This window comes from Nocardia sp. NBC_01009 (assembly GCF_045208035.1).
GTDB lineage: Bacteria > Actinomycetota > Actinomycetes > Mycobacteriales > Mycobacteriaceae > Nocardia.
Window position 1 is genome coordinate 5,339,423 of sequence record NZ_CP108695.1, and the last position, 22,171, is coordinate 5,361,593.

General features: G+C 66.7%; 22 protein-coding genes and 1 pseudogene. 13 read left to right on the top strand and 10 right to left on the bottom strand.

What is annotated here, in order from left to right; translation table 11 throughout:
- Positions 1-109: 109 nt before the first annotated feature.
- Positions 110-493, bottom strand: a complete 384-nt coding sequence (locus OHA42_RS23700) for a RidA family protein (protein ID WP_406239559.1) — start codon at positions 491-493, stop codon at positions 110-112.
- 33 nt (positions 494-526) lie between these two features.
- Positions 527-1,078 (bottom strand): annotated as a pseudogene (locus OHA42_RS23705) (DinB family protein); the annotation flags it as partial.
- A gap of 61 nt (positions 1,079-1,139) precedes the next feature.
- On the opposite strand from OHA42_RS23705, the gene OHA42_RS23710 reads away from it, so the two are divergent.
- From OHA42_RS23710 to OHA42_RS23720, 3 genes are all read left to right on the top strand, one after another.
- The gene (locus tag OHA42_RS23710; RefSeq protein WP_406230064.1) at positions 1,140-2,135 is read left to right on the top strand and encodes a helix-turn-helix transcriptional regulator; all 996 of its coding nucleotides are present in this window, start codon (positions 1,140-1,142) and stop codon (positions 2,133-2,135) included.
- Positions 2,136-2,387: 252 nt separating this feature from the next.
- Positions 2,388-3,269 (top strand): SGNH/GDSL hydrolase family protein, encoded by an 882-nt coding sequence (locus OHA42_RS23715; protein WP_406230065.1) that lies wholly within the window; start codon positions 2,388-2,390, stop codon positions 3,267-3,269.
- 202 nt (positions 3,270-3,471) lie between these two features.
- Positions 3,472-5,169 (top strand): GMC oxidoreductase, encoded by a 1,698-nt coding sequence (locus OHA42_RS23720; protein WP_406230066.1) that lies wholly within the window; start codon positions 3,472-3,474, stop codon positions 5,167-5,169.
- 178 nt (positions 5,170-5,347) lie between these two features.
- Here OHA42_RS23720 and OHA42_RS23725 read toward each other — a convergent pair whose 3' ends face one another.
- Both OHA42_RS23725 and OHA42_RS23730 read right to left on the bottom strand, forming a co-directional pair.
- Positions 5,348-5,956 (bottom strand): glyoxalase, encoded by a 609-nt coding sequence (locus OHA42_RS23725; protein ID WP_406230067.1) that lies wholly within the window; start codon positions 5,954-5,956, stop codon positions 5,348-5,350.
- 84 nt (positions 5,957-6,040) lie between these two features.
- Complete coding sequence (locus tag OHA42_RS23730) at positions 6,041-6,397, bottom strand: VOC family protein (protein WP_406230068.1); 357 nt, start codon at positions 6,395-6,397, stop codon at positions 6,041-6,043.
- A 241-nt stretch (positions 6,398-6,638) separates the two neighbouring features.
- Between OHA42_RS23730 and OHA42_RS23735 the strand changes: the two genes are divergently transcribed.
- Complete coding sequence (locus OHA42_RS23735) at positions 6,639-7,181, top strand: hypothetical protein (RefSeq protein ID WP_406230069.1); 543 nt, start codon at positions 6,639-6,641, stop codon at positions 7,179-7,181.
- A gap of 91 nt (positions 7,182-7,272) precedes the next feature.
- On the opposite strand, the gene OHA42_RS23740 is transcribed toward OHA42_RS23735, so the two are convergent.
- Positions 7,273-8,796: a GMC oxidoreductase gene (locus tag OHA42_RS23740; protein WP_406230070.1), complete on the bottom strand. Its 1,524-nt coding sequence runs from the start codon at positions 8,794-8,796 to the stop codon at positions 7,273-7,275.
- Positions 8,797-9,037: 241 nt separating this feature from the next.
- Here OHA42_RS23740 and OHA42_RS23745 point away from each other — a divergent pair, with 241 nt between their 5' ends.
- Positions 9,038-9,412 carry a hypothetical protein gene (locus OHA42_RS23745; protein ID WP_406239561.1) on the top strand — a complete coding sequence of 125 codons (375 nt, stop codon included), beginning with the start codon at positions 9,038-9,040 and terminating at the stop codon, positions 9,410-9,412.
- A gap of 147 nt (positions 9,413-9,559) precedes the next feature.
- Here the strand turns inward: OHA42_RS23745 and OHA42_RS23750 are convergent, their stop codons facing one another.
- Positions 9,560-10,174 carry a TetR/AcrR family transcriptional regulator gene (locus OHA42_RS23750; protein WP_406230071.1) on the bottom strand — a complete coding sequence of 205 codons (615 nt, stop codon included), beginning with the start codon at positions 10,172-10,174 and terminating at the stop codon, positions 9,560-9,562.
- A gap of 43 nt (positions 10,175-10,217) precedes the next feature.
- Positions 10,218-11,108: an alpha/beta fold hydrolase gene (locus OHA42_RS23755; protein ID WP_406230072.1), complete on the bottom strand. Its 891-nt coding sequence runs from the start codon at positions 11,106-11,108 to the stop codon at positions 10,218-10,220.
- 83 nt (positions 11,109-11,191) lie between these two features.
- On the opposite strand from OHA42_RS23755, the gene OHA42_RS23760 reads away from it, so the two are divergent.
- The gene (locus tag OHA42_RS23760) at positions 11,192-13,108 is read left to right on the top strand and encodes a Na+/H+ antiporter (protein ID WP_406230073.1); all 1,917 of its coding nucleotides are present in this window, start codon (positions 11,192-11,194) and stop codon (positions 13,106-13,108) included.
- Between the two features lie 4 nt (positions 13,109-13,112).
- Here OHA42_RS23760 and OHA42_RS23765 read toward each other — a convergent pair whose 3' ends face one another.
- Positions 13,113-13,661 carry a TetR/AcrR family transcriptional regulator gene (locus OHA42_RS23765; protein WP_406230074.1) on the bottom strand — a complete coding sequence of 183 codons (549 nt, stop codon included), beginning with the start codon at positions 13,659-13,661 and terminating at the stop codon, positions 13,113-13,115.
- 237 nt (positions 13,662-13,898) lie between these two features.
- Between OHA42_RS23765 and OHA42_RS23770 the strand changes: the two genes are divergently transcribed.
- The 3 genes from OHA42_RS23770 to OHA42_RS23780 are packed head-to-tail and all read left to right on the top strand — an operon-like array spanning position 13,899 to position 16,058.
- Complete coding sequence (locus tag OHA42_RS23770; RefSeq protein ID WP_406230075.1) at positions 13,899-14,516, top strand: TetR family transcriptional regulator; 618 nt, start codon at positions 13,899-13,901, stop codon at positions 14,514-14,516.
- Between the two features lie 33 nt (positions 14,517-14,549).
- Positions 14,550-15,230 (top strand): enoyl-CoA hydratase-related protein, encoded by a 681-nt coding sequence (locus OHA42_RS23775; protein WP_406230076.1) that lies wholly within the window; start codon positions 14,550-14,552, stop codon positions 15,228-15,230.
- Between the two features lie 45 nt (positions 15,231-15,275).
- Positions 15,276-16,058, top strand: a complete 783-nt coding sequence (locus tag OHA42_RS23780; RefSeq protein ID WP_406230077.1) for a crotonase/enoyl-CoA hydratase family protein — start codon at positions 15,276-15,278, stop codon at positions 16,056-16,058.
- Positions 16,059-16,259: 201 nt separating this feature from the next.
- Here the strand turns inward: OHA42_RS23780 and OHA42_RS23785 are convergent, their stop codons facing one another.
- Positions 16,260-16,982 (bottom strand): dienelactone hydrolase family protein, encoded by a 723-nt coding sequence (locus OHA42_RS23785; RefSeq protein WP_406230078.1) that lies wholly within the window; start codon positions 16,980-16,982, stop codon positions 16,260-16,262.
- A gap of 214 nt (positions 16,983-17,196) precedes the next feature.
- Here OHA42_RS23785 and OHA42_RS23790 point away from each other — a divergent pair, with 214 nt between their 5' ends.
- The gene (locus OHA42_RS23790; RefSeq protein WP_406230079.1) at positions 17,197-17,496 is read left to right on the top strand and encodes a hypothetical protein; all 300 of its coding nucleotides are present in this window, start codon (positions 17,197-17,199) and stop codon (positions 17,494-17,496) included.
- Complete coding sequence (locus tag OHA42_RS23795; RefSeq protein WP_406230080.1) at positions 17,442-18,368, top strand: lipase family protein; 927 nt, start codon at positions 17,442-17,444, stop codon at positions 18,366-18,368. Before OHA42_RS23790 ends, OHA42_RS23795 begins: the two co-directional genes overlap by 55 nt.
- A gap of 393 nt (positions 18,369-18,761) precedes the next feature.
- On the opposite strand, the gene dapA is transcribed toward OHA42_RS23795, so the two are convergent.
- The gene (dapA, locus tag OHA42_RS23800) at positions 18,762-19,709 is read right to left on the bottom strand and encodes a 4-hydroxy-tetrahydrodipicolinate synthase (RefSeq protein ID WP_406230081.1); all 948 of its coding nucleotides are present in this window, start codon (positions 19,707-19,709) and stop codon (positions 18,762-18,764) included.
- A 70-nt stretch (positions 19,710-19,779) separates the two neighbouring features.
- Here dapA and OHA42_RS23805 point away from each other — a divergent pair, with 70 nt between their 5' ends.
- Both OHA42_RS23805 and OHA42_RS23810 read left to right on the top strand, forming a co-directional pair.
- The gene (locus OHA42_RS23805; RefSeq protein ID WP_406230082.1) at positions 19,780-20,664 is read left to right on the top strand and encodes a LysR substrate-binding domain-containing protein; all 885 of its coding nucleotides are present in this window, start codon (positions 19,780-19,782) and stop codon (positions 20,662-20,664) included.
- 358 nt (positions 20,665-21,022) lie between these two features.
- On the top strand, positions 21,023-22,129 hold the full coding sequence (locus tag OHA42_RS23810; protein WP_406239563.1) for a methyltransferase: 1,107 nt from the start codon (positions 21,023-21,025) through the stop codon (positions 22,127-22,129).
- The last annotated feature ends 42 nt before the right edge of the window (positions 22,130-22,171 follow it).

Sequence of the window (22,171 nt, forward strand, 5' to 3'; positions counted from 1 at the left end):
GCAACCCTACCGCAAAACGTCACTGTGACATTTTTCTCTCACGTTTGAAGCTGAACGGCATCGGTCACGCGCCGAGGTGCACCATTGCAGCCTCGATCCGTGGTTCGTCCTATTCCGGGATGATCGCTACTGCGTCGATCTCCACGAGCGCGCCGGGACGAGCATGTCCCGCGGTGGAAACGACCGTGATGGCTGTGCGGTGATTGCCCCACACTGATCGCGATGCCGCGTATCCCACCTGCGCGTCGACCCCATTGACGAGGTAGATGTTGAGTTTGACGACATGTTCGGGACCGGTACCCGCGGCAGCGAGCACAGCCAACACGTTTCGCATTGCCTGAGTGGTTTGCGCCTCGATACCGTCGAGCAGTGTCCCGGCGCTGTCGGTGCCGAGCTGGCCACCGACATAGACCGTCCGGGCGGCGGGTGCGATCACGCCCTGCGTGAAGGCGGGGTTGCTATGGAGCTCGTCGGGGTCGAGGTGTGTGGTCATGAGTCTCCTTCCAGCGATGCCGGGTTTCGTATGCAGGTAAAGGTCGCGCAGCAGGCAGACCTCGGACAGGTGGTGGATCAGCTCCCGGTGGATGTGCAGCACCAGATCGGCCATTGACAACTCGGGGAAGGGCTCCTTAGCGCCGACCGAGACCCGGAGTCCGGCCTCGCCGAGGTCGCGCACCCCGGCCAGCCAGATATCGAGCTGGGCCTCGAGTTGGTCGAGTGCGGTGGCCGCGCTGCCGGCGTATCCCCAGGTCTCGTACGACGCTGCGGGCGCACCGAAGTGTGCTGCGTTGCGTGCGGCGAGCACGCCGACGATGACGTGACCGAGTCGCCAGGCGATCGTGGTGAAGGGCGCGGGAACCGGCTGGGGGAAGGCGTAGTCGATGGTGAAGTCCCCGGCGCCGACCTGCATGGGCGCCGTGGAGGTGCCGCGCGGCCGCACGCTCCAGGCGTCCGGCACCGGCGACCAGAAGTACTCGTCGTCGGTGAGGCCGTCGAGCCGGGCTCGGAGCTGATGGTTCCAGTGAAAGTCCCACTGCTCGCGTAGCGTCCGGTTCCAGTCGAGTTCGTCTGTGTCCATGGGGTCAGCGTGGCACCCCTAGCGGACAGGATCGGTCCGCTATTTCTGGCAGGGTGGCGATATGGACGTGGCAAGCGGTAGCGAGAGGGGTACGACGGAGCGGGTGCTCACCCTGCTCGGGTTGCTGCAGCAGCGCCCGGTCTGGACCGGCCCCGAGTTGGCGGATCGGCTCGGGGTGACGCCGCGCACGGTTCGGCGCGATGTCGAGCGGTTGCGCGCGCTCGGCTATCCGGTGTGTGCCGGCCAGGGGGTCGGTGGCGGCTACCGGCTCGGCCCGGGGCAGGATTTGCCGCCGCTGCTTCTCGATGACGAGGAGGCGATCGTGACCGCGGTGTCGCTGCTGGTCGGCGCGGGTGGCGCGGTCGCCGGTGCCGGCGACGCCGCACTCCGGGCGCTGACCAAGCTCGACCGGGTGTTGCCCACCCGGTTGCGGCACGAGGTGCGTGCGCTCTCCGGTTCGGTGGAGTCTTTCGGCGGAGGCCGCACGCCGGTCGATCCCGAGGTGCTGATCACGCTGGCCAGGGCCTGTCGTGACGAGGTCGAGGCCGGCTTTGGCTACCCGGCCGGGAGTGAGGTGCGACGGCGGCGGGTCGAGCCCTACCGTCTGGTCGCCTCCGACCGGCGCTGGTATCTCCTTGCTTATGACCTCGATCGTGATGACTGGCGAAGCTTCCGCGTCGATCGGATGACTGATGTGTCGGCACGAACCTGGTGCTTCCGACCGCGTGTGGTGCCCGATGCGGCGTCGTATGTGCAGGAGGGTGTGGCGAGTCGGGTCTATGCGCAGCAGGCGCGTTTCCTGGTGCACGCGTCGGCCGATACGGTGCGCGCGCAGATTCCGGCGTCGGCGGCCGTCGTGCGACGGCGAGGGAGCGAGGTCTGCGAGGTGCTCAGTGGCGCCGCCAGTCTCGACGTCGTGCTGATGCACGTGCTGCTGCTAGGGCATGATTTCGAGGTGCTCGATCCGCCGGAGCTGGGGAGGCGTTGTCGCGTGTTGGCGGAGAGACTGCTGGCGGCTGGTGCGCCGATCTCACCGGTGCCGGACGTGGAGCTGTGATCGTGGTGGCGCCTCGAGTGCTTCCGCTGTCTGGTTGCGGGTAAGCGCCGCGTCCTGAAATCTGGTTTGCGGCAAGGGTGTTCGCGTGACTGGCGGTCGCTTTCGGGGTACGGTGCGCGCCTTGGTGGCGTCGGGATTCCTGGGCGGTGTTCATTGGATCGGTAAGGTCGCTGTCCGGGTGGTATTTTCACTCATGCTGGACGTGCGTCCAGCATGCCCGACGCGCGACGGCGGGTCACTTGTGGAGGGTTCATGAAGAAGGTGTCTCGGGTGTTGATCGCGTGTGCGGCTGTCTGTGTGACGCTGCCCGTCGTTTCGGAGTCTGCTTCTGCGACGCCGTCGCGGTTCGACGAGTATGTGGCGCTGGGTGATTCGTGGGCGGCGGATGCGACGCTGAATCCCGGGTTGGTGACCGAGGAGTTCGTGCCATTGACGTGTGCGCAGAGCCGGGGTAGCTATGCCAAGCAGGTCGCTGCGGCGCTGGCGGTCGCGGTGTTTCGGGATGCGTCCTGTGGTGGCGCGCAGACTGTCGACATGACGGGAAGCCAGAAGGGGCTCAATCCCCCGCAGTTCGATCGGCTCACCCCCTCGACGGATTTGGTGACGCTGTTGATCGGCGGCAACGACGCGGGTTTGGCCGCGGCGGTCCAGGGGTGTCCGACTCTCGATCCCGGCGCGACACCGTGCCTGGATTCTTTTGTCGTCGATGGTGTTGATCGAATGTCGGCGAGTATCGCGGCGGCGGAGCCGAAGGTGGTCGCGACGATCGAGGGCGTTCGGGCGCGCGCACCGCATGCACGGGTGCTGGTGTTGAACTATTTCAAGGGTGTCGGCACCGAGGGCAGTTGTTTTCCGGCGATCCCGATTTCCGATAGGGATGCGCGATGGGTGGGTCGCAAGCTGGTCGAGTTGAATGCGATGGTTGCGCGGGCGGTCGAGGCGACCGGTGTCGAGTTGGTCGATACGTATGCGGCCAGTGACGGGCATGATGCGTGTCAGCCTGCGGGTGTGCGGTGGGCGGAGGGCTTGGTGCCGTTCAGCAGTGCCCCGGTGGGTCCGGCGGTGCCGTTCCATCCGAACCAGCTCGGCGCCGACCATCAGGCGCGCAGTGTGCTTGCCGCGGTTGGTCGGTAGCGCCGTCGGCGGGTAGCGGTCGTGCTCCGCGGCGGAACACGAGCCCCGCCGGTGGCCGAAAATATCGATTCAGTGGCCGTCCGGCTCTCTCACCCGATGTATCCCGATGTCTACCGTTGTCGGCATGACTACACCGTCTCGATCAGGTACATGCCGAACACGAATCTCGGTGTCGGTTCGGACCGGAAGGTAAGGCGCGCACATGGGGACGCACTACGACGTGCTGGTGATCGGTTCGGGATTCGGTGGCAGTGTCTCGGCGCTGCGGTTGACCGAGAAGGGTTACCGGGTGGGTGTGCTGGAGACCGGACGTCGTTTCGCGGATGCAGAGTTCGCGAAGAACTCGTGGCATGTGAAGGAGTACCTGTGGGCCCCGAAGCTGGGCTGCTTCGGTATTCAGCGGTTGACGTTGCTGAACGACACTTTCATCATGAGCGGTTCGGGGGTCGGGGGTGGGTCGCTGGTGTATGCGAACACCTTGTACGAGGCGCCCGAGACGTTCTATCGCGATAGGCAGTGGTCGCATATCACCGATTGGAAGTCGGAGTTGGCGCCGCATTACGACCAGGCGAAGCGGATGCTGGGGGTGACGACGAATCCGGCGACGACACCGTCGGATCGGGTGATGCAGGCGGTCGCCGAGGATATGGGGATCGCGCAGACGTATCGGCGTACGCCGGTGGGAGTGTTGTTCGCCGACAAGGACACTCGCCCGGGTGCGGCGGTGGCCGATCCGTTCTTCGGTGGGGTGGGCCCGCAGCGGCGGGCGTGCACGCATTGCGGTGAGTGCATGACCGGGTGTCGGCACGGGGCGAAGAACACCCTGGTCAAGAATTACCTGTATTTGGCGGAGCGGGCCGGTGCCACGGTGCATCCGTTGACGACGGCGGTGACGGTGCGCCCGTTGCACGGTGGCGGGTACGCGGTGGACACGGTGCGGACGGGGCGGTGGGTGCGCAAGGCGAAACAGACCTTCACCGCCGATCAGGTGGTGTTCTCCGCGGCGGCGCTCGGCACTCAACAGTTGTTGCACACGTTGAAGGATCGCGGGGTGTTGCCGAATGTCTCACCGCGATTGGGGCATCTGGCGCGCACCAATTCCGAGGCGGTGCTGGCGGCGCGTTCACGCAACAAGGATTCGGATTTCACCAAGGGGGTCGCGATCACGTCCTCGATCCATCCCAACGAATACACCCACATCGAGCCGGTGCGGTATGGCAAGGGCAGCAATTTCATGGGGTTGTTGACCACGGTGTTGGTCGATGGTCAGGACGGTAAGCGCCGTTGGGTGCTGGGGTTGCGTGAATTGGTGCGCCGGCGCCGGGATCTGGTGACGCTGCACAATCCGCGGCGGTGGTCGGAGCGGATGATCGGTCTGCTGGTTATGCAGAATGTGGACAACTCGATCATCACCTACAACAAGCGTGGCCTGTTCGGTCGGCGGATGACGACCAAACCGGGGACCGGTGCGGCTCCCCCGGCGTGGATTCCGGAAGGCAACGATGTCGCCCGTCGGGTGGCGGAGAAGATTGATGGTATTCCGCAGGGTTGCTGGACCGAGATGGTGAATATCCCGATCACCGGTCATTTCATCGGCGGCTGTGCAATCGGGGACTCTCCCGATACCGGTGTCGTGGATCCGTACCACCGGTTGTACGGCTATGAGGGTTTGCACATCGTGGATGGTTCGACGATCTCGGCGAATCTCGGGGTGAATCCGTCTCTGACGATCACCGCGCAGGCGGAGCGCGCAATGTCGTTGTGGCCCAACAAGGGTGAGGTCGATCGGCGTCCGCTGTTGGGTGCTCGGTACCGCAGGATCGATGCGATCGCACCGAAGAACCCGGTGGTGCCGGTGGCCGCGCCCGGCGCGTTGCGCTTGTCGATTACTCCGATCTAGTGCGCGTTCGGGTGCGGTGTGGGGTGCGCCCGAGGAGGGTGGTGTGCGCACACTCCCACTTCCAGCCGCACCGGTGGTATCGGAGCGGGCGGAAGTGGCAGGCAGCGTGCAGTGCCGGCTCACATCGAACTCGAGGTCGACGACGGGCTGCTCCTCGGTGTGGTGGGCGGCCGAGGCGTCAGACTGCCTCCCAGGCGAACCCGTCGGGGTCGGTGAAGGGCCCGGCATCGCTGCCGATGACGATCCGGTGCGACCCGGTGCCCTCCGGGGAGATGCCGGCGTCCTTGGCGGCGGCACGGCGTCCGTAGAGCGCCAGCTTGACCGACGACCCGGGGGTCGCGAACTCGACGTACTTGCTGCCGAAGCTCTTCGCCACGGCCACGCCGCGGTCGACGTAGAACTGCTTGGTCGCCTTGACATCCTCGACTCCCAGCAGCAGTACGACGTCGTCGACCTCGCGGGTGGTTGGTCCGGTGTCCTTCTTCTGCGACGTTGTGACCTTCCAGATCGTCCCGTCCGGGGCCTGAATGACGCCTCCATAGCCCCAGAAGCTCTTCTTGGCCGGCTTCAGCGTGGTGAAGCCGGCGTCGAGCGCGGTGCCGATGAGGCTGTCGACGGTGCTCGGCTGGGACACCACCAGCGACATGATGAATCCACGGAAGCCGGTCGTGGGTGCCTGCGAGGCGCGGAACCTTACTTTGTCTCCCAACCCGAAGGCGGCGGCATAGATGGCCTCGGCGGCCTGGGGGTCGGACACTTCGAGGGTGACGGGTTCGATGGAGGTCATGGCAGTTCCTTCGGTGAGATGGTGTGGTGGTTCGAGTGGATGCTCGGTGTCGTGACGACGCTGAACACGCAGTGGGGTCGGTACTTATCGGTCCTGAATCAGCCCGAGGACATTGCCATCGGTGTCGGTCACCGCGGCCACCAGGCGGCCGCCACCGACGTCGTGCGCAGGCTCTTTCACGGTGGCTCCCGCGGCGGTCAGCTCGGCCAGCTTCGCCTCGATGTCGGGCACGTGCCAGTAGGACACCGGTGCGGTCGGACTCTGCGGTCCACCACTGGGCACCAGTCCGATGTGCTGGCCCTCGGTCTCGAAGCCGACGTAGTAGGACGAGTCGGTCTGCGGCGATACGCCGAGCAGGGCGGCGTAGACCGCCTTGGCTGTGGCCAGGTCGGACACGGGATGCAGCACGGTCTTGATTCCCTGGGTGAGAGAGCTGGTCATGATCACTCCTGAAGTCGTGGGTCACATCGACCCGGTGTGTCCGTCTGTCGAGGTCAACCGGGCGTGCTCATAGCATCTCCTCCGGCGCGGCCCACCCACATCCGTGGCGACCACGGAACCATCCACTGATCCGGGCACGGATCGCCTACGGCAAGTGCTGTGCTGACGGATCTACACCCCGCCCACGCCGCGGCGGCGCTCGGCGATCTCGACCTTGCTCTGTGGAACGCGCTAGGGCCTGATGTACACCAACTTCACCAGCCACGCCGACCGAGCCTGGCCCGTGGACAATGCCGCCGCCGTCATGCCAAGGGTCGTGTGCTATCTCGTCGAGCGCCGCACTGAGCGAGCCCACCTCGGCATAATTCCCATGGACTTTCCACATCGCTATCCGAAGGTGCTCGAGCTACTGCTGGAGTGGAACTTCAGCTCACAGGTTCTGATTCAGCTGCCGCTGCCGCCATCGGATCCGCCACCGAGACCACCGCGCTCCGTGGTTGTCGGGGGTTTGGTCGCCGTCGGCGGCTGCGGGAGCGTCGTCCGCGGCGGCGACTGGGTGGTGGGCGGTGCGGTCGACGGAGCGGTGGTGACCGGCGCTGTCGGCTTGGGCGCTTTCCGGGGTTCGGCGGATCCGCATCCCGTGGCGAGCAGCGATGCGGCCACCGCGGCTGGCAGCGCATACGCCACTCGCCGCGACATTCGCCGTCCGCCGGCCTCGAAATTCCCAGATGACCTGCCGCGCAAAGACTTCCCCCTCGCTACCGATCGAACGGACCGATCTTAATGGCAGGCGAATCGAGAGCGAGGCGTGGGCGACCATGGTCGCCCAGTCGGAGCAGTTGCGGGCCTGGCTGGAGGAGGGCGTGCCGCCGAGGTTACAGATCGCTGGCGAGGATGTTCTCGATATTGCGTTCCGCCAGAGCCGTAATGGTGACGAATGGATTGACGCTGGTATTGCCCGGGATCAGCGAGCCGTCGATGACGTAGAGCCCGGTGTAGCCGGGGAGGCGACCGTAGTTGTCGGTCGCCTCATTGAGCACGCAACCACCCAACGGGTGATAGGTGAAGTCGTCGCCCCAGGTTTTGTAGACGCCGAAGAGGTCGGTCCGGTAGATCGTCCCCTCCTTCTTGTTGATCTTGTCGAATATGCGCTCGGCGGCATCGATGGAGTACTGGTTCTGTGCGGTCTGCCAGCTCAGATCGACCTTGCCGGTACCGGAGTTGAAGGTGAACTGCCCGCGATTGGGATTCTTGGTGATCGCCAGATACAGGCTGACGTAGGTCTCCAGCCCCGCCGGGAAGGGCGCGACCTCGGCGAAGGCTGGGCCGCCCGCATCGGCCCAGTTGTCGATACCCAGGCACGGCATGCTGGATTGCAGTACGCCGGTGCCGTCCCACATGTGATTGGCGCGGCCCACCATCACATTGCCGTTGTTGCCCCACTTCTTGCCGACGACATCGGGCAGGTCGGGCAGTTTGCCCTGCGCCTTCATTGCCACCAGCAGCTTCGAGGTGCCGATACTGCCCGCCGCGAAGAACACCTTCTGCGCCACAACGGCTTTGGTAGCCACCGTGGCACCGCTGGTATTGATCTCGTTCATCTCCACCCGGTAGCCGCCGTCCGTGGGCGTTACGGCGGTGACGGTGTGCATGGGCGTGATACGCACCTTGCCGGTCCCGGTGGCCGCGGCCAGATACGTCTTGTCCAGCGACCGCTTGCCGTGGTTGTTGCCGTAGATGACCTCACCGGCCAGTGCCGACCGGGTGACCTGCTCGGCCTGCTCCTTCTTCATGTACTCGAAGTCGTAGACATTCGGCACGAAGGTCCAGCCGAAGCCGGAGCGTTCCGCGTGTTTGCGTCCCACGCGCGCGAATTGGTAGCACTCCGCGCTCTCGAACCAGTTCTGGTCGATATTGTTCACGCCGAGACCGGTATTGGCGCGCGGGTAGTAGATGTTGTACATCTCATCGGCGTTCACCGAGGGCAGGATGGCCGCGAAGTTCTCCCGCTTGGGCGTCACCGCCATACCGCCGTTGACCAGCGAGCCACCGCCGACGCCCCGACCCTGGTAGACGCGAATCCCGTTGAACTGCTCCGAATCCAGGACGCCCGTGTACCTTTCGATGTCCTTGTTGTAGCTGCTGCCCGCGAAGTAGCCGACCGGCTGATCGGTGCGGTCGCGCAGCCAGTAGGACCGCCCATCGGGTTTCAGCACGGGACAGAAGATCTTGCCGTCGGAGCCGGGCGTCGTCCACGACATACCCATCTCCACCACGGTCACCTCCACACCCGCCTGCGCGAGCCGCAGTGCGGCGACCGATCCCCCGTATCCGCTGCCGATGACGAGCGCGGGAACCTTCTCCCCATCCGCCAGCGGTGCCGCGGTTGCCCGCACCATGGACCTCCCCACCAGCGCGGCGGCCGCGGTGAAACCCGTTGCAGCTAGAAACCCGCGCCTGCTCACCCCCTGGCCGGACTGACTACCAACAGGCATTTCATGGGTGCGAACAGGCAAAGCAGGCTCCTCATCGAGTCTTGGATTGGAACCTGTTATAGAGGTGCGAAGCGCGGCTGCGCGGAACTTTGGGGACAAGCCGGAAAATTTTCGATCTTGGACCGAAAGGAGAAGTGTGAACAGAATGTTCACCGCCATCGCGCCCTGGACGCCGTGGTTTTCGACGTCGGCGTCATCGACCGCATGCTCACCCGAGGTCGCCCGCCTAGGGTCTCGAGCGGCGGCGGGCACCGCACCACGCACCATGGGCATCGGCCTCATCCCCGCGACCGAGCACGCCCTCACCCGCGCGGGCCTCACCCTCGTCGACATGGACGTCATCGAACAACGAAGCCTTCGCCCCCAAGTCCTCGCCGTACTACGCCACTGGAACCTCGAACCCGACAACCCCCTCGAGGGTGATCGCCCGATGCGGCGTGCGAGTCTTCGGCAAGCATGGTGCGAATCGGCAGATCGTCCTGCCGCCGACTTAGGTGCGGGGGTATGCGACCGAGTGTGATGCTGTCGGACGAACCTCGCACGCCTCGGGCGCACGCTCCCGTCCGACAGCGAGGCGCAGAACTCTGGCGCGTCCGGTCACCTGCCCTCCGGTGCGGCCGAACACCCAACATGATCCGTCACCAGGGATGCCGGGCGGGCGCCGCCGCTAACACAGTGCGGCGGCGAGGTGGTCTTGCAACTCGCACACCGTGTCTTCCAGCGGCGCAGTAGAGCGCTCGACGCGGCACAACGCGATGGCGCCCTCGACCGCGGCGACGGTGAGGGTGGCCAGGCGGCCTGCGTGGTCGGCGGCGAGACCGTGGCGCACGAGCAGTTCGGTGAGCGCGCGGTGCCAGCGGGTGAATACCGTGGCGGCGGCGCGCGCGAATTCCGGTGCGTCGTCGTTGGTTTCGACGGCTACGGCGAATATCGGGCAGCCGGCACGGAAGTCGCTGTCGAGCAGGGTGTGTCGCCAGAGGCCGACGAATTCGTCGAGTGCGGCGATCGGGTCGTTGTCGCGGGTGGTGCTTTCGATGAATTCCGACATCAGGACACCGGCCGCGGTGACCGCGTCGGTGATCAGCTGGGTGCGCCCGCCGGGGAAATGGTGGTAGACCGAGCCGCGGGGGGCGCCGGTGGCGGCCAGCACCCGATCGACGCTGGTGGCGCTCGCTCCGTGAATGCGCAGCGATTCGATCGCGCCGTCGGTCATGCGTCGCCGCGCATTCGAGGTGCGCGGGCGGGCGGAGGGTTCACTGCCTGTTCGGCGTGCCGCTGCCATACCCGCCATCCTATGAGAGAGTCCATAATGGCGGGTGGCGGCGTTATTTCACGCGCGTGCTATGGAAGTTGAGGACGGCGGCGAGGGTGTCGTCGGGGGCTTCCAGCTGCGGGTAGTGACCGACTTCGGGCAGTTCGACGACATCGGGGTCGGGGACGAGTTCGCGGTAGCGCGCCACCATGTGCGCGCCGGAGACCGGGTCGCGCAGGCCGTCGATCAGTCGCAGTGGCACCGTGGTTTCCTGTAGTGCCCCGACCCAGCGGGCCCGGTTCGCCCTGCGTTCGCTCATGTAGCGAATGAGCTTGTGGCCGTTGCGTTTACCGTGCTTGCTGCACCACAGTAGCCAGAACTGGCGCATCTGCTCCTCGCTGGGTTTGGTGCGGGGCCCGAAGACGGCCGCGAGGCTGCGCGTGAAGGTGCGCTCGGTGCCGAGAATGCCGATCAGCGGGCCGAGCGGACCGGCCAGCAGCCGTTGGATCAGGCGGGCTCGATGGGTTTCCGGGAACAGTCCGCCGTTGAGCAGGCACACCGATTCGATCACCAGCGAGTCGTCGCCCTCGGCGCGGCGGCGACTATCGCGGGCAAGCAACTCCTGGGCGACGGTGTCGCCGTAGTCGTGGGCGAGGATGTGGACTCGCCCGATGCCCTGCTCGCGCAGCAGGTTCTCGTGCAGGTCGGCCTGATCGGCGATCGCGTAGCGGTAGTTGCGCGGTTTAGCCGACCAGCCGAATCCGATCATGTCCGGTGCGATCACGCGCGCGAATCGCGCGCACAGACCCGGCCACACCGCGTGCCAATCCCAGGATGCGGTGGGGAATCCGTGAATACACAGCAGCGTGCCGTCCGCACCTGCTCCGCCGTCGCGCCAGAAGATCTGGTGACCGCGGTGGGTGTGGCGCCGTCCGTTGGCTCGCCAGAGCGCAAACTCCTCCATATCAACCTCCTCCATTTGTGTCGACAAGCATTGCGCGCGAACGCGGGCGCCACAGCGATTCCGCCGAACCACCGTCAGAGTTCATGTCACGTACTGTGCGGTCGGTTCGCGCCGGTCGTTTGCTCTGCGAGAATGCCACAGTGGATGTCGCGTTCGGCTTCGTTGTTCTCGTTGCGTCGGCGGTGTCGCTGGCAGCGTTGGCGCGGCGGTTCGGAATCTCCGAACCGCTGGTGTTGACGCTGGCCGGGGTCGCGGCGTCGTATCTGCCGTTCGTCCCGGAGGTGCATCCGGATCCGGAGATCATTTTGCTGGGGTTGCTGCCGCCGCTGCTGTACACCGCGGCGATTCGGACCTCACTGGTGGATTTCCGGGCCAACGCGCGCACCATCGCGTCGCTGTCGGTGGGTTTGGTGCTGTTCAGCACTTTCATGGTGGCCGCGGTGGTGTGGTGGCTGTTGCCGGTGCCCTTCGCGGTCGCGGTGGCCCTGGGGGCGGTGGTGGCGCCACCGGATGCGGTCGCGGCGACCGCAGTGGCGCGCCGGATCGGGATGCCGCGGCGGATCGTGACCGTCCTCGAGGACGAGTCGATGTTCAACGACGCGACCGCGCTGGTGGCGGTGCGCACCGCGATCGCGGCGTCGGTGGGAACGGTGACGGTGTGGAAGGCGGGCGGCGACTTTTTGCTCGCCGCGGGCGGTGGTGCCGCGGTGGGGATCGTGGTGGCGTATCTGCTGGCGATGCTGCGCCGCCGGATCACCGACCCCGTGCTGGACACCTCGTTGTCGTTTCTCGCGCCGTTCATCGCGTATCTGCCGGCCGAGGGCATCCATGCTTCGGGGGTGATCGCGGTGGTCACCTGCGGGATGATCCTCGGGCACGGCGCGCCGGTGTGGCAGAGTGCGGCCTCGCGCATTGCCGAGCGCACCAATTGGCGGACCATCCAGTTCATTCTGGAGAGTTCGGTGTTCCTGATCGTGGGCCTGCAGATGCGGGCGATCCTCGAGGGTGCGTGGAGCAGTGGGCTCGACCACGGTCAGTTGATCATCGCTGCGGCGGCGGTGCTGGCGGCGGCGATGCTGGCGCGGCCGTTGTGGATCTATCCGTGGGCGCTGCTGTTCCATCGGATCAACCGCGCCGGATCGGATGTGCCGCTCAGTTATGCGACGGTGGTGTCGTGGGCGGGGATGCGGGGTGTGGTCACCCTCGCGGCGGTGTTGTTGCTGCCCGAGGGCACTCCGCAGCTGCCGGTGTTGAAACTGTTGGCGGTCATCGTCGTCGCGGGCACGCTGCTGGTGCAGGGCACCTCGTTGCCGTTGCTGGTGCGGTGGCTGCATCTGCGTGGACCCAGTCGCGCGGAGGACGCCTTGCTGAAGGCGAACCTGTTGCAGCAGGCTACCGCAGCGGGCTTGGCGGAGCTCGAACGCCGGATCACCCCCGACACCCCGCCCGGGGTGGTCGAGTCGTTGCGTGATCGGGTCGCCTGGAAGACCAATGCGGCGTGGGAGCGGCTGGGGCGCGCGGAATCCGAGCAGGCGACACCGACCGCGGAGTACCGACGGCTGCGGCTGGAGATGTTGCGCGCGGAACGGGAAACGGTGCTGCGGGTGCGGGATTCGGGCGCCCTGGACTACGCGATCCTGCAGCATGTGCTGGCCAGGCTCGATTTGGAAGAGTCGATCATCGACCGATACGACGAAACCGAGGAAGAAAACGTCGAACCTCTCGCCCTGCCCGGCGCGGCCGACAATTGCGAGCACCTGCGCGACGCGCCGCTGGTTCTCGAACCCGGTGCTCCCGACGAATGTCAGGAATGTCTGGCCGAGGGCCTCACGTGGGTGCATCTGCGGATGTGTCTGGCGTGCGGGCACATCGCGTGCTGTGATTCCTCGGTCGGCAACCACGCCAGCAAGCACTACGCGGCGACCGCGCATCCGGTGATGCGCAGTGTGGAGCCGGGTGAGGCGTGGCGCTGGTGCTATGTGGACGAGCTACTGGGCTGAGTGGTCAGCGGCGGGCGTGGGAGTAGATCAGCCGGGCATATTCGGTGAGCAGCTTGTCCAAAGAGACGTCCTCGCCGCTGGCGGCGATCTGCTGGTAGCCGATCAGCATCGCCATGCCCAGCGAGGTGACCACCGCGGTGGTGTCTTCGGCGCCTACTACGCCTTTGATGGCCTTGTGCACGGTGCGGCGGCGCGACTCGTCGACCCGCTTGAGTGCGAGGTTGACCGATTCGTCGTTGGCGGCCCAGGCGCGGATCGCGGCCTCGGCGGCATGGTGCAGGCCCGAGGCGAGGTCGGACATGGCGCGGATGTCGTCGTCGGGGTTGCCCTGGTTGAAGTTCAGTGTGCGCAGAATGAGCACCTGACGGTTCTCCCAGTGCTCGAGTAGCGCGTCGACGAAGCCTTGCCAGCTGCCGAAGTGGTGGTAGAACGAGCCACTGGTGACTCCGAGGCGGCGGCACAGCACACCGATGTTGAGGCCTTTGAATCCGAGTTCGGCGAGCACCTCCAGAGCGGTGTCGAAATACTGCTCCTTGGTGACCACTCGTGACATCGGTGCGCCGTTCTGTCGTTCGGGCAAGGCGGGGAGGACCGAACAGTACCGCATCGTATTGCCGGCTCGTGTGAGCGTAACGAAATCTACGATGCGGGGCTCCCATCGCCGGAAAGTATCCGTGACCGGCCGAAACATGAAGTGGCAGTGCGCAACAGGGGTTTCGATGCAGGGAGTCGACGTCGGAGGATTCGTGCAGATCTATAACAGAGCAATTGCTCTGTTATGGTGGTCGGTATGCCTCGCCCACGGACCCACGACCCCGACGCCGTGCTCGATGCCGCACAGTTGCTGGCGGTGCAATCGGGCCCGGCGGCGGTCACCATCCGCGCGGTCGCCGCGGCGACCGGGGTGTCCAACGGCGCGATCTATCACACCTTCGGCTCGCGCGCGGAACTGCTCGGGCGCAGCTGGTTGCGCGCCGCGCACCGGTTTCTGGCCATGCAGACCGAACTGGTCGACACCCACCTCGCCGCGACAGCGCCCGCGGCGATCCAAGCGGTGATCGAAGCGGTGCTCGCCGCGGCCGAGACCCCGGTGCTCTTCGCCGAACAGTTCCCCGAATCCGCGAGGCTGCTGCACCTGGTGTCCCGCGACGAACTGCTCGGCGACGAGGTACCCGAAGCGCTCGCCGCCGAACTGGCAGGTACCGACCGGACCCTGGTGGAGTTGATGATCCGCCTCGCGCGCGCCCTGTGGGATCGCGGCGACGCCCGCGCGGTCGAGGTGATCACCACCTGCCTCGTCGACTTGCCCACCGCCATCCTGTTGCGCCGTGACCGGCTCACCGATCCCCGTGCCCGCCACCAGTTGCGCGCCGCGGTGCGCGCGGTCCTGGATGTGGGCCCGCACTGACCCGTTTCCCGAAGCCCCTCGAAAGGAATCACCATGCCCACCCTCGACTACCACGACAAGATCGCCGTCCTCGACCTCGGCGGCGACGAGAACCGCTTCTCCCCCGACTTCCTCGATGCCGTCGAGGCCCACCTCGACACTGTGCTGGCCGAGGGCGCACAAGGTCTGGTGACCACCGGCGGCGGCAAGTTCTACTCCAACGGTCTGGATCTGGACTGGCTGATCGCCAACGGTGAACGCGCCCAGTGGTATGTCGGGCGGGTGCAGGCGTTGTTCGCACGCGTGCTCACCCTGCCCATCCCGACCGCTGCCGCGCTGCCCGGACACGCCTTCGGTGCCGGCGCCATGCTGGCCATCGCCCACGACTACCGCGTGATGCGTGCCGACCGCGGCTTCTTCTGCTTCCCCGAGGTCGACATCCGCATCCCGTTCACCCCCGGCATGGCCGCGCTCATCCAGGCCAAGCTCCCCCCGAAGTCGGCCATCGCCTCGATGACCACCGGTCGCCGCTTCGGCGGTGTGGACGCCCTAGCCCACGACATCGTCGATGCGACCGCGCCCGAGGGTGCGGTGACTGCCGCCGCGCTGGAACTGCTGGCTCCGTTGGGCGGCAAGGACTCCGGGACCCTCGGCGCCATCAAGAACACCATGTTCGCCGGCGCACTCGCCGCGCTCACCTCCGAGTCGCCCTCGACGATTCCATTGTCGGAGTAGATTTTCCCCCAGCAGATCCAGCGCGCACCATTCGAGGAGACCGTCTTGAGCGAGGCCGCCACCCTGCAACGCCGGGGCCACATCGCTGTCATCACCCTGAACAGACCCGAGGCGATGAACGCGGTGAACGCCGCACTGTCGGTCGCCGTCGGCGCGGCCCTCGAGGAACTGGCCGCCGACCCGCAATTGCGGGTCGGCATCATCACCGGCGCGGGCCGGGCGTTCTGCGCGGGCGCGGATCTCAAAGAACTCTCCCGCGGCAACGGCATCGGCGACCCCGAGCACCCCGAATACGGATTCGCCGGCCTCGTCCAGCATTTCATCGACAAACCACTCATCGCCGCCGTCAACGGCTTTGCCCTCGGCGGCGGCACCGAGATCGTGCTGGCCAGCGACCTGGCCGTGATGAGTAGGGACGCCACCCTCGGACTGCCCGAGGTCAAGCGCGGCCTCATCGCCGCCGCCGGTGGACTATTGCGGCTGCCGCGCCAGATCCCACCCAAGATCGCGCTGGAAATGGCGCTGACTGGCACCCCCATCGATGCCGCCGCGGCCGCTACCTGGGGCTTGGTCAACCGTGTCGTCCCCGCCGAGCAGGTGCTGCCCACCGCCATCGCACTCGCCGAGACCATCGCCGCCAACGCGCCGCTGGCGGTGCGTGCCTCGAAGCGAATCATCCACCGCGTCAACGACTTCGGCTCCGAGTGGGAAACCCCCATCTGGGAGATGAGCATGCAGGAGGCGATGGGGGTGTTCCTCAGCAAGGACGCCCAGGAGGGACCCCGCGCCTTCGCCGAAAAGCGCGCACCGCAGTGGCACGGCGAATGACACCGTCCCGCTGCAGGCGGGTCCCCGTCCGATCGAGGTGGCGAGCTCTGGGCGGCGCGAACCGATTCGATCGGACCACTTACCGAGGTCGAGTTCACACGGCATCGGCCGACCAGCCGCAGTCCAGGTGACGATCGGCGACCGAGATCCGAGCGCGGGTGCGCATCGACTCCGCTCACCCGGTGCCGTATTGCTTCGGTGCTAGTTCGGGTCCGGTTGGGTGGCAGGGTTTTCGGCGGTGAGGTGACGGTCGAAGAAGGCGAAGATGCGGTGCCAGGCGTCGCGGGTGGCGTCCTCGTCGTAGCCGAGGCCGGTGACGCGCAACAGTGGCTCGACCGGAAGAACATTGGCGAAGCCGTGCATGGTGCCGGCGTAGGACTTGATGTCGTGTTCGACGCCGAGTTCGGTCAGTGCGCGGTCGAGTTTGGCGGGTGCGCCGATCAGTGACGGGTCGAGTGCCGCGTAGCTGGCCACCACCGGGCACGCGCCCTCCAGCCGGGCGCGATAGTCACCGTAGAGGCCCGGATAGAACGGCGCCGCCGCGTCGAATCCCTGGGGAGCGGTGAGCAACGCGAAACCACCGCCCATACAGAAGCCGACGACCGCGATTTTGCGTGTGCAGTCGGCGTCGACCAGCAGGCGGTCACGCGCGGTGAGGATGTCGCGCACCGGCGGGCCGTCGCCGGTGACCAACAGTGCGCGGAAGACCGAGCGAATGCAGCGAACTCGGCCGCGAGAGAACAGATTCGGAGTGATCGTGAGGTAGCCGTAGTCGGCCAGCATCTCGACATTGCTGCGCAGATCGGCGCTGAAACCCACTCCGTCGTGCAGCACCACAATGCCCGGCCACGGCCCCGTGCCGGTGGGGCGGGCCAGGATCGCCTCGATGGTGCCGTCGGGCGCGTCGAGCTCGATGGTCTTCATACCTAGCGAATCTAGGGAACTGTCTCAGACGTGTACAGCACCGCGTCGGCAAACATCTCCGATCGCACACGACCATCGAAATCACCGAACTTCGCACTTCGGTCGGCTAACGTCTGCGCGGAAGGGGTCCGGAGCGGTACCCGATCGACTGCGCGTAGCAAGCCTTGCGCGGTGGGCGGAGCTCCGGTGGTGCGGCTTTCGACAGAAGGGCAACGTGGTCAAACTCCGGCCGCCATGGCGCGCGATTTTCGTCGCAATTGCTTTGGCCTTCACCGTGTTCACGGCATCGACCCTTGTCGCGGCCCAACCTGTCGACGCGTCGAGTTTCGACCCCGACCCCACCGGTGACGCCTATCTCGATCAGCATTTCGCCACCGATGGATTACCCAACGGGGCGATCCTGTCGAGCCGCTCGGTGCGGATCCTGCCGCCGCTGGCCTTGACTTCGAGCTTCGACGCGTGGCAGGTGTGGTTCAAGACGACAGCCGCCGACGTGCGGCGATCGCCACGTTGACCACGATCATGAAACCGAAGGCGTGGAACGGCAGGGTTGTCGGCAACAACTACGCGATCGACAGTGTCGGCCTGAAATGTAACCCGTCGTATCAACTGACCCATGAGGTGTCCATCGAGACGCCCGATATCACCCGCCAATTGCTGTCGAGCGGTTACGCGGTCGTGATGACCGACTATCAAGGCCCCCGGATGGCCTACGCGCACGGACCCACTCAGGGCCGGGAGGTGCTCGACGGGCTCCGTGCCGCGCTCGCCTTCCCGTCCGCTGGGCTGGCGGGCAGTCCGACCGCGATGATCGGCTACAGCGGTGGCGCGATCGCGACGGTGTGGGCCGCGCAGATGCAGCCCACCTACGCACCCGAGCTGAGAATGCTGGGGGCCGCGGCAGGCGGCACGCCCGCGGATCTGAGCTTGCTGCGCAAGACCATGGACGGCAAACCGCCGGCCTCGGTGCTGTACCTGATGGCGGCACTGGGCGTGGCCCGCGTGACACCCGGCGCCTTCGACCTGCTCAACGATGTCGGCGTGTCGACTGTGCAGCAGAACAAGAACCTCTGCTCGAGTGCCGCGGTGCTCGGTGTCGCGCCGGTGCCGTTGCGCTCGCTGACGGAGGTCGACCCCTACGACACCGATCTCGTGCGCCGCGTCTACCGCGAGACGAAAGCCGGTGGCGCGACACCGACCATGCCGATCTACCTGTGGCATGGCCTGCTCGACGCGTGGATCCCGGTCGCGGGCGCGCGGGCGCTGCAGCAGACCTGGCAGAACGCGGGGGCCGACGTGTCGCTCACGGTGCTTCCGTGTGATCACATCACCTGCGCATACACCCCTGGTGCCCTGGAACGGATCGACACCTGGATGGGCCGGTAGCGGGGTCGCACCTCGGTGGATGGCGGGGTGGGGGCGGAGTGATGGGTGACCGGATCGACGCGAATAGTCATGCGGGGGTGGGTTCGGGCGGTGTATGAGTATGCGGCGTGAGCTGTTTCAACTGGTGCGGTGGTGCGGGCACTGTCATGGCCGGTGGAGGCGTCAGCTGGTTGAGCAGGGTGCGTGCGAAGAGTCGGTAGCGCTGCGGTTCGGTAAGCACCAGCCGGCCCGCGCGTTCTCCGGAGCGTGCTCTTCGATGTGTCGATCGCTATCCACCTCGACGGCAAACCGTATGACACGCGCGCTCTTATCCAGCTTCATGACCACGCCCGCCGGCCCGGGCCCCGCGGTGAGTGGCACATGGTCGTGCCAACATGCCGGTGGCGCACCCGGTCACGCGCCACTCGATGGCGTGACTACCGGGTCGCGATCGGGGATCGGTATGTCGGCAATGGCTGCGAGATGTTGGATGACCTGGGCGACCGAGTCCGGTCCGGCAGGGAGGAGGGGCAGGCGGACGTCGGGAGTGGGGATTCGGCCCTGGGCGTGCAGGACCGCCTTGATCACCGTCGGGTTGGGTTCGCCGAAGGCGGCGGCGGACATTTTCGCCAGTGCGGCTCCCAGTGCGCGGGCTTGCGCATGGTTTCCGTTGCGCCAGGTGGAGATCAGGGCGACGAAGGGTGCGGTGGTCAGTTGTGCGGAGGCGAGGATGCCGCCGGTGGCGCCGAGGGCGATCAGGGGGAACAGGAACTGGTCGTCGCCTGCGAGGACGGCGAAGTCTTCGGGCAGGTCGCCGAGTAGGTCGACGGTATCGGCGTCGATGCCACCGGTCGCGTATTTCACCGCGACGATGCCGGGCAGGCGCCCCAATTCGCGCAGAGTGTCGGCGCTGACGGATCGGGCTGTGCGGTAAGGGATGTGGTAGATGATCACGGGGATCGGGCTGGCTGCCGCGAGCTGGGTGAAGTGTGCGCGGACACCGGCTTCCGACGGGCGCGTGTAGTAGGGCACCGGGACCAGCGCCGCGGTGATTTCGGGATGGGATTCGAGAGCCTCGAGCGCGGCGGTGGTGGCGCGGGTGTTGTTGTCGCCGGTACCGAGGATCAGTGGTGCGTTGCGGGTGCGGCAGACTTCGGCGCACACCGCAAGGACAGTGTGCTTTTCGTCGGCGTCGAGGGTGGCGGGTTCGCCGGTGGTGCCGAGCGCGACCAGCCCGGTCGCGCCTTCGTCGAGGACACGGTGAGCCAAGGATTCCAGGGCCTCCACCGCGACTTCTCCCATGGCGGTGAACGGGGTGACGAGCGGGACGAATATCCCCTGCAGAGGTTCGTGCTGAGCCATACGTCCAGCTTGTCCGGCAGATAACCGCAGGTCTAGTTCGCATTTGTGGCTTCGAGCGTAAGCTCAGCTGATGCTCGATGTTCGACGCCTGCGACTGCTGCGGGAACTGGCGCGGCGCGGGACGATCGCGGCCGTCGCCGAAGCCATGGCCTTCACACCCTCCGCGGTCTCGCAGCAACTGAGCGCGCTGGAGCGGGAAGCGGGCGCGGCGTTATTGCAGCGCACCGGTCGACGGGTGACCCTCACCCCGGCCGGTCACACCCTCGTCGGGCACACCGAAGCCGTGCTGGCCCGGCTCGAAGAGGCCGAAGCAGATCTGGCCAACACTGAGGCGGGGCTGACCGGTCCACTGCGGATCGGCGCTTTCCCTTCCGCCACACAGGCTTTCATCCCCGCGGCCCTGAGCATGCTGGCCGCGGACCATCCCGGCCTCGAACCCCAGGTGGCAGAGCTCGATCCGGCGCTGGTTTCGGACGCGCTGCGCTCCGGCGAGCTGGATGTGGCACTCGTGCACGACTACGACCTGGTGCCGTTCCCATCCGAAACCGGAGTTCGCACCGAGCCCCTCTACCGCGAGACAATGTTCCTCGCCTCGACCACGCCCCGCGCCGCCTCTCCCGGCGGGATGCTCGCCACCTGCCGCGACGAGCCGTGGATCGTGGCCACCACCGGCACCCGCTGCCACACCATGACCATCCGCGCCTGCCGAGCCGCGGGCTTTCTCCCGCACATCCGCCACCAGATCGACGAATTCGCCACGGCGCTGGCCTTTGTGGCCGCCGGACAGGGCGTCGCACTGGTTCCCGAACTGAGTGCCACACACCCGCCGGCCGAAGTGATCCTCACCGAACTCCCGATCGCACGCCATACCAGAATCGCCTTCCGCGCAGGCGCTGACCGCCATCCGGCTATCGTCGCCTTCACCCGCGCGATGAACGCGACAGTGTCTGCCTGAGCTCGGAAGGGCGATCCTCGCCGAACCCGCACCGGCACCACGGCATTTCAGGCCTCCAGCAGCGGCCCCTGCCGCTCGTCGATCGCGACGCTGGCAGCCGCTGCCGGCTCTTGTCCCGGACCCCGACCTCCGACACCCTGCGCGGTGTGGGAGTCTTGTGGGGTATCTCAGTGGAAGGGCTTCTCGTGACGCTCGGCATGGTCCTCGGCGACTCCTTCGCTCGCGCTTCGACGCAGGACCGCTAGCCCTCCCGTTCCGACCCCGCCTCCCGGGTCCGACACCGGCTGTTCTCCCTCCTCGTCGAAGCGCTCTCCGTGCCCATGCACGTTCGATCACGAGGAGCACCCCCGTGCCCACCATGCACTGGACCGAAGCCGACACCGACCGCAGCGCGCGCTGGCATTCCGAGAGCGCCGCACCGATGCCGCGACATGTCGTCGTCGCCGACGACACCTTGCGCGCCGACACCGCCTACCGGCTGGCGTGTGAAGGCACCGCGCTGTTGTGGCGGGGCGATTTTCAGCAAGCGCGCCAGTTGTTGCAGGCACTGCGTCGCCGCATCGACCGCATCACGCCGCCACGGGGCGGCAGCGTCGCCGAATCGTTTCACCTGTACCGCAGGGCCCGCGGCCATCGCGCGCGGGTGCTGGGGAAACTGGTCGTCGAGCTGTCCGCGGACCACACCCTCGAGTTGCGTCGAGCGCCCGATCTGCGGCGGGTGTGCGCCGAAACCTATGGGTCGCCCGGCGAGCCGATGGTCGTCGCGGTCACCGAGTTGCTCGGCGCCATCGGTGCGCAGCAGTGGCGGGCCAAGGGCGTGGAGGTGCCTGCGCTGGGTGCGCGCATCCACCCGCACTACGGGGTTTTCTCTCCCGTCCGTGGCGAATACGTCGATCTCGTTGCGCGGGCGCCCCTGTCGGGCGACGGTGACCGCACCGCCTTCGACCTCGGCACCGGAACGGGGGTGCTGGCAGCGGTGCTGGCCCGTCGCGGCATCGGGCGGGTCGTGGCCACCGACATCAACCCGCGCGCACTGGTCTGCGCTCGCGACAACATCGACCGGCTCGAACTCGCCGGTCGTATCGAGGTGATCGGGCCCGACCTGTTCCCGCACGGTCGCGCCGACCTGATCGTGTGCAACCCACCGTGGCTGCCGGCGCGGCCCACCGCCGCCGTCGAACAGGGTGTGTACGATCCCGACAGCGCCATGCTGCACGGATTTCTCGACGGGCTTACCGCCCATCTGGCGCCCGGCGGCGAAGGTTGGCTGATCCTGTCGGACCTGGCCGAGCACCTCGGACTGAGGACCCGCAACGACCTGACCGACGCCATTGCCGCGGCGGGCCTGCGGGTCCTCGACCGCCTCGACACCCGACCGCGCCACACCCGACCGCTGGACCCCACCGATCCCCTGCATACCGCTCGCGTGGCGGAGATCACCTCGCTGTGGCGTCTGAGCAGCTAAATAGTGCGAAACGTCCCACGCTGCTCGGCTCGCACCCTAACG

Coding starts and splice junctions, on each gene's coding strand:
- OHA42_RS23735 (WP_406230069.1), top strand. CDS start 6,639: ATGTACACCAACTTCACCAGCCACGCCGACCGAGCCTGGCCCGTGGAC.
- OHA42_RS23805 (WP_406230082.1), top strand. CDS start 19,780: ATGCTCGATGTTCGACGCCTGCGACTGCTGCGGGAACTGGCGCGGCGC.
- OHA42_RS23775 (WP_406230076.1), top strand. CDS start 14,550: ATGCCCACCCTCGACTACCACGACAAGATCGCCGTCCTCGACCTCGGC.
- OHA42_RS23765 (WP_406230074.1), bottom strand. CDS start 13,661: ATGTCACGAGTGGTCACCAAGGAGCAGTATTTCGACACCGCTCTGGAG.
- OHA42_RS23720 (WP_406230066.1), top strand. CDS start 3,472: ATGGGGACGCACTACGACGTGCTGGTGATCGGTTCGGGATTCGGTGGC.
- OHA42_RS23725 (WP_406230067.1), bottom strand. CDS start 5,956: ATGACCTCCATCGAACCCGTCACCCTCGAAGTGTCCGACCCCCAGGCC.
- OHA42_RS23710 (WP_406230064.1), top strand. CDS start 1,140: ATGGACGTGGCAAGCGGTAGCGAGAGGGGTACGACGGAGCGGGTGCTC.
- OHA42_RS23770 (WP_406230075.1), top strand. CDS start 13,899: ATGCCTCGCCCACGGACCCACGACCCCGACGCCGTGCTCGATGCCGCA.
- OHA42_RS23755 (WP_406230072.1), bottom strand. CDS start 11,108: ATGGAGGAGTTTGCGCTCTGGCGAGCCAACGGACGGCGCCACACCCAC.
- OHA42_RS23745 (WP_406239561.1), top strand. CDS start 9,038: ATGTTCACCGCCATCGCGCCCTGGACGCCGTGGTTTTCGACGTCGGCG.
- OHA42_RS23810 (WP_406239563.1), top strand. CDS start 21,023: ATGCACTGGACCGAAGCCGACACCGACCGCAGCGCGCGCTGGCATTCC.
- OHA42_RS23740 (WP_406230070.1), bottom strand. CDS start 8,796: ATGGTGCGGGCAACCGCGGCACCGCTGGCGGATGGGGAGAAGGTTCCC.
- OHA42_RS23760 (WP_406230073.1), top strand. CDS start 11,192: ATGTCACGTACTGTGCGGTCGGTTCGCGCCGGTCGTTTGCTCTGCGAG.
- OHA42_RS23715 (WP_406230065.1), top strand. CDS start 2,388: ATGAAGAAGGTGTCTCGGGTGTTGATCGCGTGTGCGGCTGTCTGTGTG.
- OHA42_RS23730 (WP_406230068.1), bottom strand. CDS start 6,397: ATGACCAGCTCTCTCACCCAGGGAATCAAGACCGTGCTGCATCCCGTG.
- OHA42_RS23750 (WP_406230071.1), bottom strand. CDS start 10,174: ATGGCAGCGGCACGCCGAACAGGCAGTGAACCCTCCGCCCGCCCGCGC.
- dapA (WP_406230081.1), bottom strand. CDS start 19,709: ATGGCTCAGCACGAACCTCTGCAGGGGATATTCGTCCCGCTCGTCACC.
- OHA42_RS23785 (WP_406230078.1), bottom strand. CDS start 16,982: ATGAAGACCATCGAGCTCGACGCGCCCGACGGCACCATCGAGGCGATC.
- OHA42_RS23700 (WP_406239559.1), bottom strand. CDS start 493: ATGACCACACACCTCGACCCCGACGAGCTCCATAGCAACCCCGCCTTC.